The sequence below is a fragment of the Paenibacillus solani genome (assembly GCF_001277345.1).
GTDB lineage: Bacteria > Bacillota > Bacilli > Paenibacillales > Paenibacillaceae > Paenibacillus_AQ > Paenibacillus_AQ solani.
Map to the genome: position 1 here is coordinate 2,412,782 of NZ_LIUT01000001.1, position 17,122 is coordinate 2,429,903.

General features: G+C 43.8%; 20 protein-coding genes. 3 read left to right on the forward strand and 17 right to left on the reverse strand.

Annotation, left to right across the window (positions count from 1 at the left end; genetic code table 11):
- The first annotated feature begins 31 nt into the window (after nt 1-31).
- Nucleotides 32-1,462 (forward strand): MocR-like pyridoxine biosynthesis transcription factor PdxR, encoded by a 1,431-nt coding sequence (gene pdxR, locus AM231_RS10765; protein ID WP_054402611.1) that lies wholly within the window; start codon nt 32-34, stop codon nt 1,460-1,462.
- Between the two features lie 101 nt (nt 1,463-1,563).
- Here pdxR and AM231_RS10770 read toward each other — a convergent pair whose 3' ends face one another.
- From AM231_RS10770 to AM231_RS10780, 3 genes are all read right to left on the reverse strand, one after another.
- Nucleotides 1,564-2,793, reverse strand: a complete 1,230-nt coding sequence (locus tag AM231_RS10770; protein WP_054402612.1) for a benzoate/H(+) symporter BenE family transporter — start codon at nt 2,791-2,793, stop codon at nt 1,564-1,566.
- A 21-nt stretch (nt 2,794-2,814) separates the two neighbouring features.
- Nucleotides 2,815-3,558, reverse strand: a complete 744-nt coding sequence (locus AM231_RS10775; RefSeq protein ID WP_054402613.1) for a YggS family pyridoxal phosphate-dependent enzyme — start codon at nt 3,556-3,558, stop codon at nt 2,815-2,817.
- A gap of 224 nt (nt 3,559-3,782) precedes the next feature.
- The gene (locus tag AM231_RS10780) at nt 3,783-4,490 is read right to left on the reverse strand and encodes a DNA alkylation repair protein (protein ID WP_054402614.1); all 708 of its coding nucleotides are present in this window, start codon (nt 4,488-4,490) and stop codon (nt 3,783-3,785) included.
- Nucleotides 4,491-4,705: 215 nt separating this feature from the next.
- On the opposite strand from AM231_RS10780, the gene AM231_RS10785 reads away from it, so the two are divergent.
- The gene (locus AM231_RS10785) at nt 4,706-5,596 is read left to right on the forward strand and encodes an immunoglobulin-like domain-containing protein (RefSeq protein ID WP_054402615.1); all 891 of its coding nucleotides are present in this window, start codon (nt 4,706-4,708) and stop codon (nt 5,594-5,596) included.
- Nucleotides 5,597-5,703: 107 nt separating this feature from the next.
- Here AM231_RS10785 and AM231_RS29925 read toward each other — a convergent pair whose 3' ends face one another.
- The 3 genes from AM231_RS29925 to AM231_RS10795 all read right to left on the reverse strand — a co-directional run bounded on the left by AM231_RS29925 (nt 5,704) and on the right by AM231_RS10795 (nt 7,209).
- Nucleotides 5,704-5,808 (reverse strand): DUF6254 family protein, encoded by a 105-nt coding sequence (locus AM231_RS29925; protein WP_015735743.1) that lies wholly within the window; start codon nt 5,806-5,808, stop codon nt 5,704-5,706.
- A gap of 88 nt (nt 5,809-5,896) precedes the next feature.
- Nucleotides 5,897-6,298, reverse strand: coding sequence for a nuclear transport factor 2 family protein (locus tag AM231_RS10790; protein ID WP_054402616.1), 402 nt, complete (start codon nt 6,296-6,298; stop codon nt 5,897-5,899).
- Nucleotides 6,299-6,339: 41 nt separating this feature from the next.
- A complete protein-coding gene (locus tag AM231_RS10795) occupies nt 6,340-7,209 on the reverse strand; it encodes a hypothetical protein (RefSeq protein WP_054402617.1) in 870 nt (289 codons plus the stop codon).
- A 366-nt stretch (nt 7,210-7,575) separates the two neighbouring features.
- On the opposite strand from AM231_RS10795, the gene AM231_RS10800 reads away from it, so the two are divergent.
- The gene (locus AM231_RS10800) at nt 7,576-7,917 is read left to right on the forward strand and encodes a nitrous oxide-stimulated promoter family protein (protein ID WP_054402618.1); all 342 of its coding nucleotides are present in this window, start codon (nt 7,576-7,578) and stop codon (nt 7,915-7,917) included.
- Nucleotides 7,918-7,963: 46 nt separating this feature from the next.
- Here the strand turns inward: AM231_RS10800 and AM231_RS10805 are convergent, their stop codons facing one another.
- The 11 genes from AM231_RS10805 to AM231_RS10855 form a co-directional block, all read right to left on the reverse strand.
- Nucleotides 7,964-8,410, reverse strand: a complete 447-nt coding sequence (locus tag AM231_RS10805; RefSeq protein WP_054402619.1) for a hypothetical protein — start codon at nt 8,408-8,410, stop codon at nt 7,964-7,966.
- A gap of 228 nt (nt 8,411-8,638) precedes the next feature.
- The gene (locus AM231_RS10810) at nt 8,639-9,265 is read right to left on the reverse strand and encodes an ABC-2 transporter permease (protein ID WP_054402620.1); all 627 of its coding nucleotides are present in this window, start codon (nt 9,263-9,265) and stop codon (nt 8,639-8,641) included.
- On the reverse strand, nt 9,258-10,124 hold the full coding sequence (locus AM231_RS10815) for an ABC transporter ATP-binding protein (protein ID WP_054402621.1): 867 nt from the start codon (nt 10,122-10,124) through the stop codon (nt 9,258-9,260). Before AM231_RS10815 ends, AM231_RS10810 begins: the two co-directional genes overlap by 8 nt.
- Nucleotides 10,125-10,128: 4 nt before the next feature.
- Nucleotides 10,129-10,452, reverse strand: coding sequence for a GntR family transcriptional regulator (locus tag AM231_RS10820; protein WP_207383562.1), 324 nt, complete (start codon nt 10,450-10,452; stop codon nt 10,129-10,131).
- A 196-nt stretch (nt 10,453-10,648) separates the two neighbouring features.
- Nucleotides 10,649-12,130, reverse strand: a complete 1,482-nt coding sequence (locus tag AM231_RS10825; protein WP_054402622.1) for a DUF4179 domain-containing protein — start codon at nt 12,128-12,130, stop codon at nt 10,649-10,651.
- Nucleotides 12,117-12,644: a sigma-70 family RNA polymerase sigma factor gene (locus AM231_RS10830; RefSeq protein ID WP_054402623.1), complete on the reverse strand. Its 528-nt coding sequence runs from the start codon at nt 12,642-12,644 to the stop codon at nt 12,117-12,119. The genes AM231_RS10825 and AM231_RS10830 overlap by 14 nt, the downstream gene beginning before the upstream one ends.
- A 133-nt stretch (nt 12,645-12,777) precedes the next feature.
- Nucleotides 12,778-13,131 (reverse strand): hypothetical protein, encoded by a 354-nt coding sequence (locus tag AM231_RS10835; protein ID WP_131724736.1) that lies wholly within the window; start codon nt 13,129-13,131, stop codon nt 12,778-12,780.
- Nucleotides 13,132-13,380: 249 nt separating this feature from the next.
- A complete protein-coding gene (locus tag AM231_RS10840) occupies nt 13,381-14,424 on the reverse strand; it encodes a hypothetical protein (protein ID WP_054402625.1) in 1,044 nt (347 codons plus the stop codon).
- Between the two features lie 39 nt (nt 14,425-14,463).
- A complete protein-coding gene (locus AM231_RS10845) occupies nt 14,464-15,267 on the reverse strand; it encodes an ABC transporter permease (RefSeq protein WP_054402626.1) in 804 nt (267 codons plus the stop codon).
- A gap of 12 nt (nt 15,268-15,279) precedes the next feature.
- The gene (locus AM231_RS10850) at nt 15,280-16,089 is read right to left on the reverse strand and encodes an ABC transporter permease (RefSeq protein ID WP_054402627.1); all 810 of its coding nucleotides are present in this window, start codon (nt 16,087-16,089) and stop codon (nt 15,280-15,282) included.
- On the reverse strand, nt 16,086-17,069 hold the full coding sequence (locus AM231_RS10855; RefSeq protein ID WP_053493078.1) for an ABC transporter ATP-binding protein: 984 nt from the start codon (nt 17,067-17,069) through the stop codon (nt 16,086-16,088). The genes AM231_RS10850 and AM231_RS10855 overlap by 4 nt, the downstream gene beginning before the upstream one ends.
- Nucleotides 17,070-17,122: the final 53 nt, after the last annotated feature.

Genomic DNA, 17,122 nt, shown 5'->3' on the forward strand with positions numbered 1-17,122 from the left:
ATAATTTGCAGAAACACTGGTGATGAATGAAATGCTCAAAGTTAACCGAGATGACAAACGCCCCATCTGGCAGCAGCTTCTGGACCAAGCAATCTATAATATTACGACCGGAAAATGGCCACCTGGAGAATTGCTGCTCCCATCCCGTGAACTCGCTTTATTGATTGGTGTTTCCCGTTCAACCATACAAATTGTTTACGAGGAGCTATTCAGCCGCGGGTATACCACAACCTCTCGCCGCGGTGGGACAAGAGTTAGCGAATGGACCTATGCGACTCGTCCTTCTGAGGAAGCTCCCTCACAAGGACCCGTCCCCCCCGAATTGCCTATATTAAACGATTCAATCGGCCATTTACATAGTTGGTTCGGAGACAAGAATAATCGAAAGATAGATATCGATTTCAGTCCTCATGTGCCTTATTTGGACGAACATTTCAAGAAGAATTGGAGACACTCATTTTTACAGACCTCTGCAGAAACGGATCTGGACAGTTGGGCTTACGGTGATGCGTATGGATTCTTGCCCCTGCGGGAGCAGATTAAACGTTATCTGTCACTTGAACGGGGTATTCATGTGGATACTGACCAAATCATGTTAACCTCCGGCGCACAACATAGCATCGATCTCATCGCTCAATCCCTGTTACAAGAAGGGGATACGGTTTCGGTTGAAGATCCCGGCTTCCCAGCTTCCTGGATCGCCATGAAGTATCGGCGTATGCAAGTTGTACCCGTTCCGGTCGACGAATACGGATTATGCGTAGACGACATTCACCCTCAATCCAAACTCGTGTTTGTTACACCATCGCACCAGTGTGCCGTTGGAGTCATCATGTCGGAACCACGCAGGCAGCAATTGCTGCATTTGGCTGCCGGGCATCGGTTCTGGATTGTTGAGGATGATTACGACAGTGAATTTCGATATCGCGGTGACCCGCTTCCAACCTTGTTCAGTAAGTCACCTCAGAATACGTTGTACATGATGAGTTTTTCTAAAATGGTTGCTCCAGGTATTCGATTATCAGCCATCATTGGCCCCAAGGAAGCGATTCGTCAGCTTGCAAGAGTCCATGAATTAACCTATCGTCATCTGCCGATCATGGAACAGATAACGCTGACTCATTTTATCGAACATGGCCACTTCATGCGCCATATGAGACGAGTTCGCAATGTGTATCGACGCAGACACGAAGCCATGACGAAGGCGATCATCAAAACAGGCCTTAGTGAACACTTTACGTTAAGCGGAGTAGAAACGGGGCTGCATATGCTGCTTGAGGCTGACCCATCGTTTGATGAACAAGCCGTGACGAACCTAGCACTCGAACAAGGAATCCGTGTTTATCCACTCAGTCAATATTGCTTGGAATGTGATCGTAAAGGTTGGGTTCTGGGTTTTGCCAGAGTAGACGAAGAAACAATTGATGAAGGCATTCATCGTCTGGCGGAGATGCTTGGATAAACCAGGCTTCACCGCCAGATTATTTTCTTACTTGCGTCTTCTCGCATTTCCGCCGTCCCTCTCTTGAGCAGCTCAGTAATCTGTATTCATTTTTACAACTTCTATTGTTTTGGTTCGGCTTGCTGTACTCCACTTGGCCTGAAATGCTTCTTATGATATTTCCCGTGGATCAATAGATGTGCAGTCAAGCCCGCGACAAGTCCCCAAAATGCGCCGCCAACGCCAAGAAAGTTCACATTCGTAGCGGTTGCCAAAAACGTAATCAATGCCGTCTCACGTCCCTTGGGATCCGCTAAAGCGCCCGTGAGACTTCCGCCGATGGTGCCAAGCAGTGCCAATCCCGCTAATGTCGCGATAAATGTCGCTGGAAGAATCAAAAACAGAGAGGCCAGCGTCACGCCAAAAATGCCAACAATTATGTAGAAAATACCGCAGGCAATGCCTGCTATATAACGTTTGTTCGAATCCGCATGCGCATCTTTTCCTGTACATATCGCTGCAGTGATAGCTGCTACATTAAAAGCGTGCGAGCCGAATGGGGCTGCAAGGAGCGAACCTAAACCCGTTATGGTCAAGATCGGATTTGCACTCGTCTTGAATCCGTCATTCCGTAACACGAGCATTCCAGGCATGTATTGACCAGTTAAGGTTATGATAAACAGCGGTAAAGCAACGCCTAGTAGAGCATGAAACGAAAACTCCGGGACGACAAATATCGGGGATGCGATTGCCAATTGAATTGAACTGAAATCGACTTTTCCCATGCCAATTAAATAGATAAGTCCAATGGTCAGTATTCCAACAATCGCATAGCGAGAGGTAAACCGTCTTAGCAAGATATAAGCGGAAAACAATACCACGACAAGCAGTGGATCAATTTGCGCTCCTCCAAAGGCAGAAATACCAAACTGCAGTAAAATACCTGCCAGCAGCCCGGAAGCAATCCCTGGTGGAATGAGCTGTACAAAACGTTCAAACATCCCGGATATTCCGAGTATGATAAATCCTATAGCAGAGACTATGTATGCACCAATAGCTTCGGGATAAGGGGTTACCGCTAATGATGATACAAGAAAAGCTACGCCTGGTGTTGACCAAGCCGTAATGATGGGTTCCCGGTAGCGATAACTTAGCCATATTCCGGTGATCCCTACGCCGATGGAGATCGACCATATCCATGAAGCGGTCATTTCAGGACTTAAACCAGCAACTTTAGCAGCCTGAAACACAAGAATAAAGGTACCTCCGTAGTTGACAATGACCGATATTAAAGCGGCAATGGTCGGCGATATTATATCTTTGCCGCGCAGCGGTGGGTTGATTGTGTTCATTAGCGTTCTCCTGCCTTTCTCTTAATCGCCCTGAAGTACGTTCTCGTTCCAGTAATAGTTGTCCGGCAAGTAACGCTGGCCAAATATGCTTGTTCCCACGCGGATGATGGTAGCTCCTTCTTCGATGGCCACCTTGAAATCACCGGACATGCCCATCGAAAGGATGTCCATCTCTACACTTGGAAGCTTTTTCTCCATTACCTGTGCTTGAATCAATCTTAATAAGCGGAAGCAGTGCCGGGTCTCATCGTTTGTAGCATTCAGTTTGCCAATCGTCATTAAGCCTTTCACATTTAACGTTTCCAACTGTGCTAGTTGTTCCACCAACTCCACTGCCGTTTCCGGAGCAGCACCAAATTTACTTTCTTCGTAGGACGTGTTGATCTGCACCAGAATATCCATGGTCTTATTCTCTTTGAGGAGCTGATGGTGCAGCGCCTGCCCCAGTTTTAAACGATCCAGCGAATGAATGAGCGTAACATATTTGACAACTTCCTTTACCTTATTCGTCTGCAAATGCCCGATAAAATGCCACTCCACCCCATCGTCCTCTTGTATAAGCGGGAATTTATCCCGAAGCTCTTGAGCTTTGTTCTCCCCAAATAAGGTTTCACCCGCTTGTATAGCCATTTGCATTTTTTCAGGCGGCACGGTTTTGGTCGCCAGCAGCAATTTCACGTCCTCTATATTGCGCCCAGAGGCTTGGCAAGCCAACTCCATCTGCTGTCTCACCGTTTTGAGATTTTCTTCAACGAGATTGCCCATGACTAAAACCTCTCTCTCCTCTAAGTTTGTCAATGATCACTTAGATCTTAAAGCACATTGGATTGTGTTTAAAGGTCCATAATTTAAATTTTGACAAGTCCATAACTATAACAAACCTCCTGATCAGTAAAATCCTGTTACCAAAGAGCGCAAAGAATAACTTTATATGTATAAAACAAAAAAAGCCGCATCAAATGCGGCTCTCAAATCAATCTCTTCTATGATTAACACCTTACATATTTGCGTTTAAAACCTAGTCTCCCTTTATCTACTTCCTTTTGAATATTGCCATAAGCATTCAATGTGCTGCTCTTCTTCTCGCCCCGATTGATTTCAACCGGACCTATAGCTTTAGCTATTTCAACTGCCTTTTCATGAAGTGGTAAATAAGAAATTCCTACGGTATATATAAAATTATTCATAGATGATTTCGTGCGGTCGGGAGATTGGTGGATTGTATTTTTCACCTGCTCAAGCATACTGGCAATCTTGTTCGTATCAAATTCAGTATCCTTACGATTTCCCAAAAGCCAGCAGTAACAGCTCCACCCTGCCGACATTCTGTATTCTTCACCGCTTGCAATCCATTTATCGGCCACTGCTTGAGCAATATCTGCTTCTGCTAAAGTCACAGCAACCACATAATCTGACAGCATATAAAAATACGCTCCATCGATCCAACGATCAAAATCTGCCTCCGTCATGAATTGTGGGTCCGCAATAACGCCGGCAAAATACATAGCATCGTAGTTGCCAGTAGCGTACAGTTGCTCCGCTAAGGGTTGGTTTTTCTTGATCTGCTTTGCGAGCGGCTTCATGGCACCAGTAGCTACTCCAAAAAGCGGCTCGTGTGCACCATTGCTTATGTATATCTTTTTGGTTCGTTCCTTTCCGAGCGCTTCCAGTTCAAGCATTACCGTTTCGAAATCCATCGTATTGCACTTCCTTCCTCTATATTCATTCCTGTTTTATTGTAACCATCAATCTTATATCCTATATGCCCAGTGTTATTCATACTAATTATACTCTAGCAGTATAGGGATTCATAAGGAGTATTGTCAATTCGGGAAAGTAAGGACATTCATCTCTTTAGTTCATTGCAACTATTCCCTACGTGAGGCGTCTATTGAGTAAGGAGGGATTTTTTATGCGAAAGCTAGTTGTAATTATGGCATTCGTCCTTGTATTGTTAGGCTGTGAGAGCAAATCAAATCCGCCTGAAGTGAAGGCTCCAACCGTACACATGGATGCGGCTGTTGCTCATTTAGCTGATACAGTAGGCAATCCGGATAAAGTATATAACTCTGCTAAAATCCCTCGGGACCAAGCGCTATCTGCTGCGAAGGAATACCATCCCATGACCGGAAAATGGTTTAAGGGGGAGGACGGGCTTAACCTCATCACTTCCTATACTTCGGAAGAAGCGCTGGCTGGGAGTGAGGTAGGAGCTGCTCTAGGCAAGATTCCAGCTGGGCGATCTGTGCGTTTTCAAATTACAAGACGGGCCACTGACGGTGAACGACTTCAGCTGATAACAGAGTACGTGGCTGACTATAATAATACAATTGATGGACGCCTTGATTTCTCATACAAAATCCCAGAATACCCGAATACAAACTATCTCCTCAGTATCGAAATTATTTCTCCTCAGGGTGATGTTGAGGATACCATGATCACTCCTATCTTTGTTCCACCGACTAAACTCAGCGCTCGCCTGACTGTAAAACAACCTCTTAAGGGTTCAAACCAAACGGAGCTAACTCTTTACAATGCGGGTCCAACAGATCTGTATTTTGGCTACGGGTATTCTATTTATCAAAAGGTTTCAGAAGGATGGATGCTGTTGCCTGACGGTCGCGCCGTCCCTTCTATGGGGTTCCAATTAAAACCCGGCGAATCACACCAAGAAGCGGTTAGCTTTCCTCACGAGCTTGAGCCTGGAGAATATCGGATCGTAAAGCAGATAGAAGGATACATGACCGACGTATCGGCAAGATTGGCTGCAGAGTTTGAGATCAAAGATGCAGATGAATTTTAATAAAGTAAATACACAGTGGGTATTTCTGATCTGCCACAATAAAACAGGAAGGACCGTCGGTAAATTTTCTCCGACAGTCCTTCTCTGCAAGCGGTATACTCCTCTTCCTACTCGCTGGATAACTCCTTGAGCGATTTGATTTTACCATGAGGGTGCTGTTCTTGCTTACGCGACTTCCAGGCAGCTTCTTTCCTTCTCTTCTGGTGAGCCATGCAGAGGTCCTCCTTTGGTAATTAGGATGCATACCACTTCCTTATGTTGTCATACCATGGTTCCGTTCATTCAAGAAACGACGTTTATTTATAATGCCTCTCCCTTTTCCTCATACCAGCGAATCATTTTCCATGCCCCGTTTACTCTTTTCCAAACTTCGAGTGAAATGGCGCGCACGATTTTAGAATCATTCAGGTGGGAAACCTCGTATGAAACTGCTGCCTGATCCACTGCTTGGGTAACGATTGTTAATCCCGAGAAAATAAACTTTATGTTCTTTCCTTGGTAATAGTGTGCGGCATCTTCGTTGCCTTTTCTGATTTGTTCAGCGTTGTAGATCTCAATCTTTCCTGTTGATGGCATGTACAGAATACCTTGAAATTCATCTGAATATAAAGAGTTCAACTCTTCGTAATCACCATTTGCAAAATTATTATGTAATTCCTCCAGCCGGTATATTTGAGAAGAGAGTTCCGATTCAATACTCATGATATGAACCTCCTTAAATGCAAGTTATACATTCATAGCAATTACCAAGAGGATAGTTCTGTCCTTTTCCAGCTATTCTGAGCAACACAAACATATACATATTGGTCGTCCCACGCCATCTGTCCTTGGCTGCAGGCAGCAATGGAGGAAGCGGGAGTATATTTGTCGCGAATGCGAAGCTTGTCCCCATTTACATCGAGTTTAGTGTCTGGGTCATTTGTGCCTATCCCGACGTTCCCATCACTCCGCTGTATGGTTAACGGGGAATCGACCACTTCACCATCGTCACTGTAACGAATGAACTGCAAGTCGGCTCCTGTATTTTTCCCGGATTCCTTTGTACTGTCTGCCCGGATTGCCCATCTTGGTGTCGTCTCATTTTCTTCACCGGATACACTAAACTGAATGTCTCGGTTGGTCTCACTTTCACCCGCGACCCGTAAGATTCCACTCATTACATTGAAGTTGGAGGAATGAGTGCGTATTTCACTGATGTCAGTATCAAAGGGAATCTCAAAACGGGTGAACAACTGATTCGCATATTGACCTGTCGGCGACATAGTCGTCTCAAAAGAAATATGCTTATGGTCGTGCTGCTCCGGATTGTTAGCCTTGTCGTGAGAAATAATTGCTGTCTTATCCTTACCTTTCTCGTCAACCCATACGATCGCCGGTTTGGCCCTTTCTGCCGTCCATTGCAATCGAATCAAATCTGATTGATGACCCTCCTGTTCGATCCATTTCTTATCTGTGGATAAGTGCAGCCGTTCATTATGTGGAATGCGGATATCGTCGCCGCTTTTCTCGCTTTGCCCAAGCGTTACCTCCGGCTCTGTATTCCGATCTGTGCAGCCCATACCCATCAAGCATAAGCCTCCAAACAAAAGTAACATTATCTTTAATAATTTCATGGATTATCCCTCCAATTAACGTTAAGATCACACCTTGTTCAATAAATACTTTGTCTGATCGTATTATATACAGCACTCGGCGTATACCCATTTCAGCAAATTTCCCGGAAAAATGATTCTTTTCGTCTATAAAATCTTGACGGGCTGTATCCGATAAATGTGACCTCTTTGTCTAGGCCTTTAGAAGCTCAGTATCGGCTTTTTTGTCTCATTTCACAAGGTCTGGCTTGGACTAAGAGTGCCAATTCGCCGGATGATACCTAATCCATTAAAGACATAAAACTGTAGAAGACATCCCCAATCTATTAAATAGTTTGATGTTATATTGGGTATATAATCCATTTTTTTGAAAGGGTGCTTTCAAATATGACTAAAGAAGTAAGGCGGAAGTTAAACGAGGGTCCTAAAATTCGAAGAGAACAAGAAATTGTAGCAAAAATGATTCGTATATATTGTAAGAAAAAACATCATCATAGAGGGTTCTGCGTGGACTGTCAGGACTTAAATGATTATGCAATTAAGAGACTATCCCTGTGTAAATTTGGTGAGGAGAAAACAGCTTGTGCCAAATGCCCCATTCACTGTTACAAGCCGGACTATCGTCAAAAGATCAAGGAGGTTATGCGTTTCTCAGGTCCATGGATGCTACTATATCACCCCATTGAGTCCATTAGACACATACCATTGCCAAGTAAGTTAAGAAAATAACCGAAATAGTAAAAACAGCCGCTCACCATGTGCGGCTGTCTAAATCCTAATGTTTAACCATTTTATATAAGAAAATTTGAAACACCGTTTGAAAGAATAAGAAGATCAGAACACTACATAAGGAAACAACAATGTAGTGATAGACAAAATGAAATTTATAAAAGAATATACTTACAAGTGCACCTCCACCAACACCCAGCAACAAATAAGCCAATAGAATGGTAAGAATCGCTTTAATCCCTCTCAACCCAAACTTTTTATAAATGAAGCGATCAATCATAGGTGATAAGATGACACCTAATATGATAAATATGACAAAGTTGGGCGCAAAATTAATTGCAAATAGGCCGCTAAAAGAAGAATAGTCCGTGTCCGGCAGCCTTTCGGCGACGGGTGTGTAAATTTTCCAAGAGCTATATAAAGTGAATGCAATGGCTGAAACAATGGCTGCAAATATTTTAACAAAAACGATGATATGTCCATTATACGTCATTTCAACCCCTCGCTTTCTGTTGCTATGTTGGTGTCTTATATATTTATAAACTTCCCTATATTTACATAAACGGATTTCTTTTGATTTTAGTTGCACTCCATGATTACAACCTTGTTTATCTGAGCATAAGAATACAAAAAAGCCGCCTATTCAGGCGACTTCGTATAACTCTTAATGCTCTTATTATCAATCAGTAACTTAACATCCAAGATAACATCGTGTATGACCCTATAAGTCTTTTCTAGTAAACAGACTGATCGTTAAGAAATATGAAGCAATGAATAACAGTAAAACGCCTGCTGGTACCAGAAGCCATGTTTGAGTACTGACGACATCTTGTTCGTTTATTATCTGTATAAGCTTGGCAGCAGGCTGTGCCAGAACTATTAAGGCTATTAAGAATATGGCATTGATAATGCCGGCTCCTTTTTTGCTGAGTGTGTAAAATAGCGGCATATAGACAGCAATGAGAACAAGCACGATTCCGATTGAAATCAAAATAACCCATAATGAATAGTCCGGTTTGTCAAGCTGTGGAAATGCAAGTTTTGCGAGCCAATGAATCCCATAAGAAGCTACTACGGCCAAGATTGTGTACAGGATTGCTGTTATGTATTTGGCTTGCACGATCTGTTTCCGGTTAATCGGCAGTGTGATCAGAAATTGATGGTTATGGTTTTTGATATCGATCATCGTTGTGAGAATAATGGCGCCAAAGGCTGTATAAATACCTACAAAGTATATAGACATCTCAGCATTGGGTATGAAAGTGAAGCTGAACACAGCCAGGTAGAGAATAATTGTCCATAATGAGCTTTTCAAAGCGATAAAGTCCTTGCGAAGTAAATTAAGCATGAACAGCACCTCCCTTGGCAGTAAAATACATGATATCTTCCAGGGAAGGTTGCTCCAAGACAGCATAACGGCCAAACAACTGTTCAGCCTCTTCCTTATCACCCAGTAAGCCTTCAAAACCGACTGGTGTCTCACGAATACCTATAAATTTACTTCGAATATCCTGATCAAGCAGCTGTCGGTCTCCTTTCACGATGACGTATTTCTCAAACACCTCTTCTTTCGCTTCATGAAATACGAGTTTCCCACGATTTATGAAGGTGATGTAGTCAGCGATGCGGTCCAAATCCGTCGTAATATGCGTCGAGAATATAATGGTATTTCTCTCGTCCTGCATCACATCTGTAAGCAGATCAAGCATCTCCCTTCTAAAGATGGGATCAAGTCCAGAGGTCGGCTCATCCATTATTAATAGCTCCGCCTCATGGGATAACCCTAGAGCAAGGGATAGCTTGATTTTCATGCCCTTAGACAGATCTTGAACCTTTTTCTTAGGAGATAACTCGAATTGATCAAGATACCTGTGAAATCTCTTATTATCCCAATTCTTGTAAAAAGGTGAAATCATCTTCATCGTGTCTCGAATCGTAAGATGTTCATAATAGAAACAGTCATCTGAGACGATGCCGACACGCTGCTTGATGTCGACCTCATGTTTAGGCATCTCGCAGCCCAGGATCTTCACACTTCCCGCGTCGGGACGGACAATGCCAAGCATCATCTTAATCAAAGTGCTTTTGCCTACGCCATTCGGTCCAATAAGGCCCGTGATAAAACCTTGCTTCACATCCAAAGATACATCCTCTACTTTAAATAAGGGATATGCCTTCGTTAAATTTCGTATTTCGATTGCATTCATAGCTTCATTCCTCCTCGAACAATAAAGTCAGGTGGTCAATTACATCCTGCTTGGTCATAAGCAGCTCCTTACTTTCATTAATAATGTCCATCATCTTCTCTTCCAAGCGTTTCATCCGCTGCTCACGTATAAACTCCTTATTTGCCCCGGACACGAAACAACCCTTTCCAACGACCGAGTCAATAAGCTGCTCTTTCTCGAGCTCTTCATAAGCACGCTTCGTCGTAATAACGCTTACCTGCAAATCTTTGGCTAGCTGGCGAATGGAAGGCAGACTGTCTCCTGCAACCATTTCTCCGCTCAAGATGCTTTGTCTGATCTGATTCATAATTTGTATATAGATGGGATCGCTCGACGCGTTGGATAATATGATGTTGATGTCCTTCACCTCACTGTTTTCAATCAGTATATACCGTATATATATAATATATACACTTAACTAACTGTTCGTCAATTATGTATTTTCTTAAATGCGAAAAAGCCGCGTTCACCGCGGCTTCAACAAGAACTTGCATCGTAGTCGGTTATTCCTGCTCATTTAGCAATACGGACCAGTCCGGGTCCTTGTACCGTTTATCCACTACTTCTCTTACGAGGGTAAGTTCCTCTGGAATCTGCTCTAAACCCTGAACCCGAAATTCTATAGGCTGCTGTGTATAGCGGTCCCCCATGCTGATCAACCCCTCTCTCCAATTATCTGGTAGTGTGTTTACGAATGAATACCCGCCCCTTAAGCTTATTTCATACGATTTGCCTGCTGGATCATATGCATTCCACTCCTCATAGGTGGCTTCATTTTCCAATTCACCGTAGAGTGTGATAACCGTTTCATATGTGCTATCACCGCTTAGTGATGCTTCAAGCGAAGTCCCAACCAGCTCCACTCTATCTTTCAATATGTCAAAAGTTTTGGGCTCCGTCAGCTCTGAAGGCTTAAAGGAAATCCTGCTTCCGTCTTTCTCCGCCACAGAATATGCATCCAAAACAAAGCGGTACGACTCATGTTCAGGTAGGTATTTAAAAGTATAGCTCCAACGCATCTTCCCGTTGCCTATTACTTGATGTTCTGATGTCATCAGGCTGTCCTTGTAACCCTCTTTTCTCGGGTTTACCGAATAAATTTCTTGTCCTTCCATCGTTTCGAAATGAAAGCTCAGCATCTGCTTTTCCCATAGATCACCGGGTGATCTCGCCATAGCTGTATCATCCAGTTCAGTCTCCAGTTCGAAACGCACACCCTGTACCATTCTCGTCAGCCTCTTTAATGTGATGGTCATGCCATGCGGCGTTGTATAGCTGCCAGACAGTTTTTCTATTTGCGTCTGCCTATTGGCTTCTTTCATATCCATGTCAAAACTAAAATCCCAATTCCCCTCTATTAAAGGTTCTTTCTGATATCCAAGCGTCCTAATATTTCCTTCAATCGTGATCTTGTCGGTTTGCAGTGGCTTACTAAAGAAAGCAACCATATAATAAAAGTCATTCGTGAGCCCCATATCGTACATGCTGCCCACTACATTACCATGATCATCTTTGATCGTAATATTGTTGGGATCAACAAAGACCAGCTTGTTACGATCATGCTCCCCTTTTTTATCAAAAAGTTGAAGAGCCATCGTCACGCGGGTAGGATCCGCAACAGCTTCGTTTATCACCAGCTTGTAACCTTCGTCCTTCACTTTAATATGAGGATCATATACCAGCCCCAGTTCCTGCGCACGCAATAGCCCGATATCCGTGTAGTCCTTGGCGAATAAAGACCTGACCATTTGTGCAAATGTCGGCACTGTAAAAAATGAAACTGTACCTAGGAGGACAATGAGGGCCATAATTGCCGCAGTCCATCTCCAACGTTTAAGGGTGGTTCTCTGTTTGACATTTGACTCAGGTAGTGAGGAAAGTGCGTTGTCCACCGCGTGCTGTACGATATCTGGGATAGCCATGTTTTGTGATTTCGTCTTTAAGAATTGTTTAAGATCACGGTCAACTCGTTCATGATGATCCATATTTGGCCTCTCCTTCCCCCAGGGCGAGCTCGGACAATTTCTGTCTGGCCCTGTATAAACGTGATTTTACGGTCCCTTCGGAAACTTCCAACACTTTGGCTATTTCCTTGACGGATAAATCCTCTATATAATATAGCGTCACAATCGTTTGAAGCTGTTCATCCAGTTCATCTATGACTTCAAACAGCTCGATTTGTTCATATTCGCTGGTATATGTTGTGTTTCTCATATCATAAGGGACGGGATGCACACGCTTCTTTTTTCTAATCATTCGATTACACTCGTTGATCAATATTCGTATAATCCAAGTTTTAAAATAAGCAGGTTCTTTCAATGTATGTATATTAGAAAAGGCTTTGGCTATGGTCTCCTGCATCGCATCAGCACAATCAGCCTCATTTTTAACGATAGACCTAGCTACAATAAATAGATTCCGCTCAACAGCTCGAATCAAACAAACAAAAGCTTCCTTATCTCCTTGTTTGGCAAGCTGTGCTTTCTCAGATATATTCACACATGGACCCCCTTTCCTCTCAAAGCTATTTCTAATTAGATCATCTAAGACCTTGTTTGGTTCACAAAAAAATAAAAAAACGCCTCTTTGGAGACGTTTATTGTAAATCTCATTCGAGCAAAGTCATATTTCATTACTTAAACATTTCTGTATAGAGCTCTTGATTTAATTTATTAGTTTCTTCATAAAACATATGAAGCAGCGAATCTCTATGCACTGACTCCCCATTTAAATCTTGAGATTGAGCTTCCAACAGGGAATTCTCAAATTGAGCAATCAACTTTCCCTTTTGTTCTAATTCGTATAGTACTTGCTGAACAGCCGTGTCTTCTAAATTTTGGTGGTTTTCGTAATATGCACTTTCAAGCTTCTCTTCCAGACTTGGGCTATTCGCATCAGTATGTTTAATGATAATACCAGCCCATATTGCTCCGCCTAACATCAAAGAACAACATATTATGATTAACCCCCCTCCTTTTGTGTTCAACTTATATCACTCCTTTATACAGAATTATCTGTTGATTATTATCGAAACGATCCATGCTGAGGCATTTCGGCTGTAAGTTAAACTTTTGAATAGGTACAAAATGTAAACACCTTAATTCAATGAAAGGTTAGTAAAAATTCAAAGATTATGCTATTACACGCTGTATAATTGAATAGTTTGCGTACTCATAACCAGCAAAACAAACCCAGTCATAATGCAACTGGGTTTGATAACATGATTTTCGAGATTTCAGCCTTCGAGCAGTGTAATCAATTTTTTCAATAGAGCAGGCTCTTCATTTCGGAATTGCTCGAACCTAAGCCTAAGCTTCTCAAATACTTCCTTGTCTTCGCGAATTTCATGCCGTATGTATTGATCCCTCAGCTTCATCGCTCTTTTGGTTATATCCCTGTAACCCTCCACAAGCTCTTCATCGTAGGGGATCATCCCCTCTTCGACCAAGTATTCGATCCGCTCACTCATCATTCTTTTGTGCTCCCAGAGCGCATGAAGATGTCTTACATCGTTTCGCTCACCGAGCCTTGGATCATTGCTCTCTACAGCATCAAAGTACATTTGCAAATAGCTGTATACGTTAATTCCAAAAGCTTCCTTATTGTCAAAGTTGTAATTGATCCGGTTTAAATGAGTCTCCCCGTTAAGGTAATCGCGCAATTGGTCGATCGCGGCCATCTTATCGAAAGAATAAGAAACATGCGGTTCGTATTTGTAAAAATACGTATGATGATCGGCCGTGAGGCTGTCCTGTAGAAGATGCCTAATGGACTGGACCGCCTCCAGGAACTCCTGAAACGGGATCTGCACATTGCGATAAACTCCGGTATGGTCAAACATGGAAGCATTGAAGACCTTCTCCTCCCAGTCGAAACCGTATAGAAAAAGATGATGGGGGAACGGATCTCTCTGATAGGAGGCCGCTGGCGACAGCTTGGATTCGTCCAGAAACACGACACAGTAGTAACCGCTGCGGATCTGATCCGCGAAGAATTGTGGCCAGGCGTCTAATGCCAAATTCTCCAGAATCGTATAATTGACGGAACAGGTAAGAAGAAAGGGATTATTGAAATTCAGTTCATTAGGTTTGCCACGAAAAAAATCAATATAGTACTGTCTGCCGTCCTCTAGAAAGTCCTTTTTGCAAGATAACTGGATAAAATTGCTGTAATACCAAGGAATCGTTTCTTCATGGGCGCTGGTGATCGAAAGTGTATAAGCCCAGCGCAAGAACCCTTTAAGCGGCGGATTTTGGATTGGAAGCTGAACTGCGTTCATGGATTTCTCCCCCTTCTGACAAGTGATTCGAAAACTCATCTAACTGCTCGCGCTGCTGTACCCCTTCACAGCCTGATTCCATAGCAGGCGTACAACTGCGAAGAGCACAAGCGAAGCGGTCAAAGCCAGTCCCCCATAGAGCCAGTTAAGCTGCCCGAGCAGAAACATAGGTCCGAAATTGGTAATAAGGAACAATGGAATAACAAAGGTCCCGATTCGGCGGACCCAGGCCGGGTAAATCGCCATGGGGAAGTTGTTGGCGTCCCAGACGGAATGAGCAATCTCCGACACAGAGCCAGTCTGAACAAACCAGAATGAAAGCAGTGCCGGGATGATCATCAGACAGTAGGTGATGATAACCCCGATAAATAATAGCAAGCCAAATCCAGCAAGCTGCAAGAACGTCAGCGGAATATCCATAGCATGCCATCCAATCCCGATCATGACGAACCCAACCAGAATATCAGGTATGGGCAGCGCAAGATCAACGTAACGCAAGGAAGCCATAAACTGGAGGGAAACCGGCTTTGTCAGCATTAAATCAAGTGATCCATCCTTAATATATTCCGGAATTTTCATGAAGTTTGTAAAAAACACGCCCACATAAATTCCGGTCATCACGGTGTGCATACCGATAAATAGCAGCAGCCCTTCGGGGGGAATACCGTCTACATGAAGATCGGTACGGAACACAACGAGAACATATAACAGCTTGGCGAGCAGATAGACGGATTCCACAATCAGGCTCATCATAAAATTACCCCGAAACTCCATCTGGGCGATGAGGCAATTTTTGATGAATAAACCGTACAGACGCATGTATTTCCGCGTGATTTTTAACATATGTATTGTCCGCTACCCCCCTACTGCCGAATATTTCTTCATGGAAACATGCCATGCGAAACGGGATAGCAAGAAGAACAACACAATCCACCCACACTGGATAAGCAGCCCTTGATACATTGCCGCAACTTCCGTTTTACCGCTAAGGACATTGACCGGAAAATAGATCGTATAGGGGAACGGTGTGTACTGAAGTGCCTTCACAACTGAATCTCCGAAAATCTCAAGTGGAAACATGCCTCCGCTCAAAATATTGACGAGCAGACTTGTAATCACAAAAAAGTATGAGATTTCATGCAGATAAAATGCACTGGCGCAGATGCAGTAAGCGATCAGAAAATTGAGTAAAAGCGCACCCCATAGTGTGATCGCAAACAAGACCAGCCGTACGGCCTCGACCTTGAGTACGCCCCCGGAAGCAGCGAACCAGATGATTCCGACGAGCAGCATAACGGTGATTCCATAATAAATCGCCTTCTGGCCGAAAAAGGAAATCAGTCGATACCCGAAGTAGCTAATCGGCTTGATCAAATATTTGTTAAGTCCCCCATTCTTGATATCATCGGCAATCTGATGCTCGAACTGAGTCGCAATGAGCTTGGACACCAGCCCTGCCAATATCGTATACATAATAATTTGACCATACGAATACGAGAACAGCGCATCCTGACCGGAATGCTGGTACACTGCCGTCCAGATGAAATACTGGACAAGAATGGGAAACATAGCCCCGATAAGACCGAGAAAGAAGTGAACACGATATTCCATCGAATGCTGGACGCCCATTGAAAAAACAGCCGTATACAATTTTCGTCTATTCATCCGACGGATTCCTTGCGATAGAGCATGGAGATGCTTTCCTCGATCGGTACGTCTTCGATCGTCCAGTCAACGATTGGAAACGAATCGAGCACGGCACGCGACACTTCCTTTAAACGGTGCTTCGGCAGCTCCAAGACAACATTGTATTCGTCTCCACTGACGATTTTTCCGAATTTGGCCAACCGCTGCTCAGCAACCGGCTCGGAGAAATGCAGCCTGATAATTTTCTGCTCGTTAAAAAGATCATTGATTTTGTGAAGCTCCCCGTCATACAGAAGATTTCCTTCGTTAATGATGATCGTACGCTTGCACAGATCCTCTACATCCTTCATGTAGTGGCTCGTCAGCAGGATCGTCGCGCCGAACTGCTCATTATAGTATTTTAGAAACTCTCTGACCTTCTTCTGGGAAGGGAAATCGAGGCCAATCGTTGGCTCATCGAGATAAAGCAGCCTTGGGCGATGAATCAGGGCGGCGATCAGCTCCATTTTCATCCTTTCACCCAGGGACAGTCGGCGCACCTGCACATCCAGAAGCTCCTCCACCTCAAGCATTTCCGAAAGTTCGGCAAGACTCCGGCGGTAAACATCATCATCCACATCGTAAATACATTTATTCAAATATATCGACTCGCTGGCGGGAAGGTCCCACCAAAGCTGGTTTTTCTGACCCATAACGATGGAGAAAAGCCGTTTGAACTCGTTCTTCCGCTCCCACGGCACATAGCCGAGCACATTCGCCTCCCCGCTTGTGGGATACAGAATGCCCGACAGCATTTTGAGCGTTGTGGTCTTACCTGCTCCGTTGGGACCGAGAAACCCGACGCACTCACCCGGGCCAATGTCGAAGGAAACGGATTTAACCGCTTCCTTCACCAACGCCTTGCGGGCAAATAAATTTTTCAGCGAATTTTTAAGCCCCGCTCCTTTCCGGTAATACACGAACGTTTTGTGCAGCTCCCGTACACGGATAAAGTCCATTTCCGCTCCTCCTGAACGTCTGCCTGTTTGCCTGATTGGCCGGCATGAAGTCT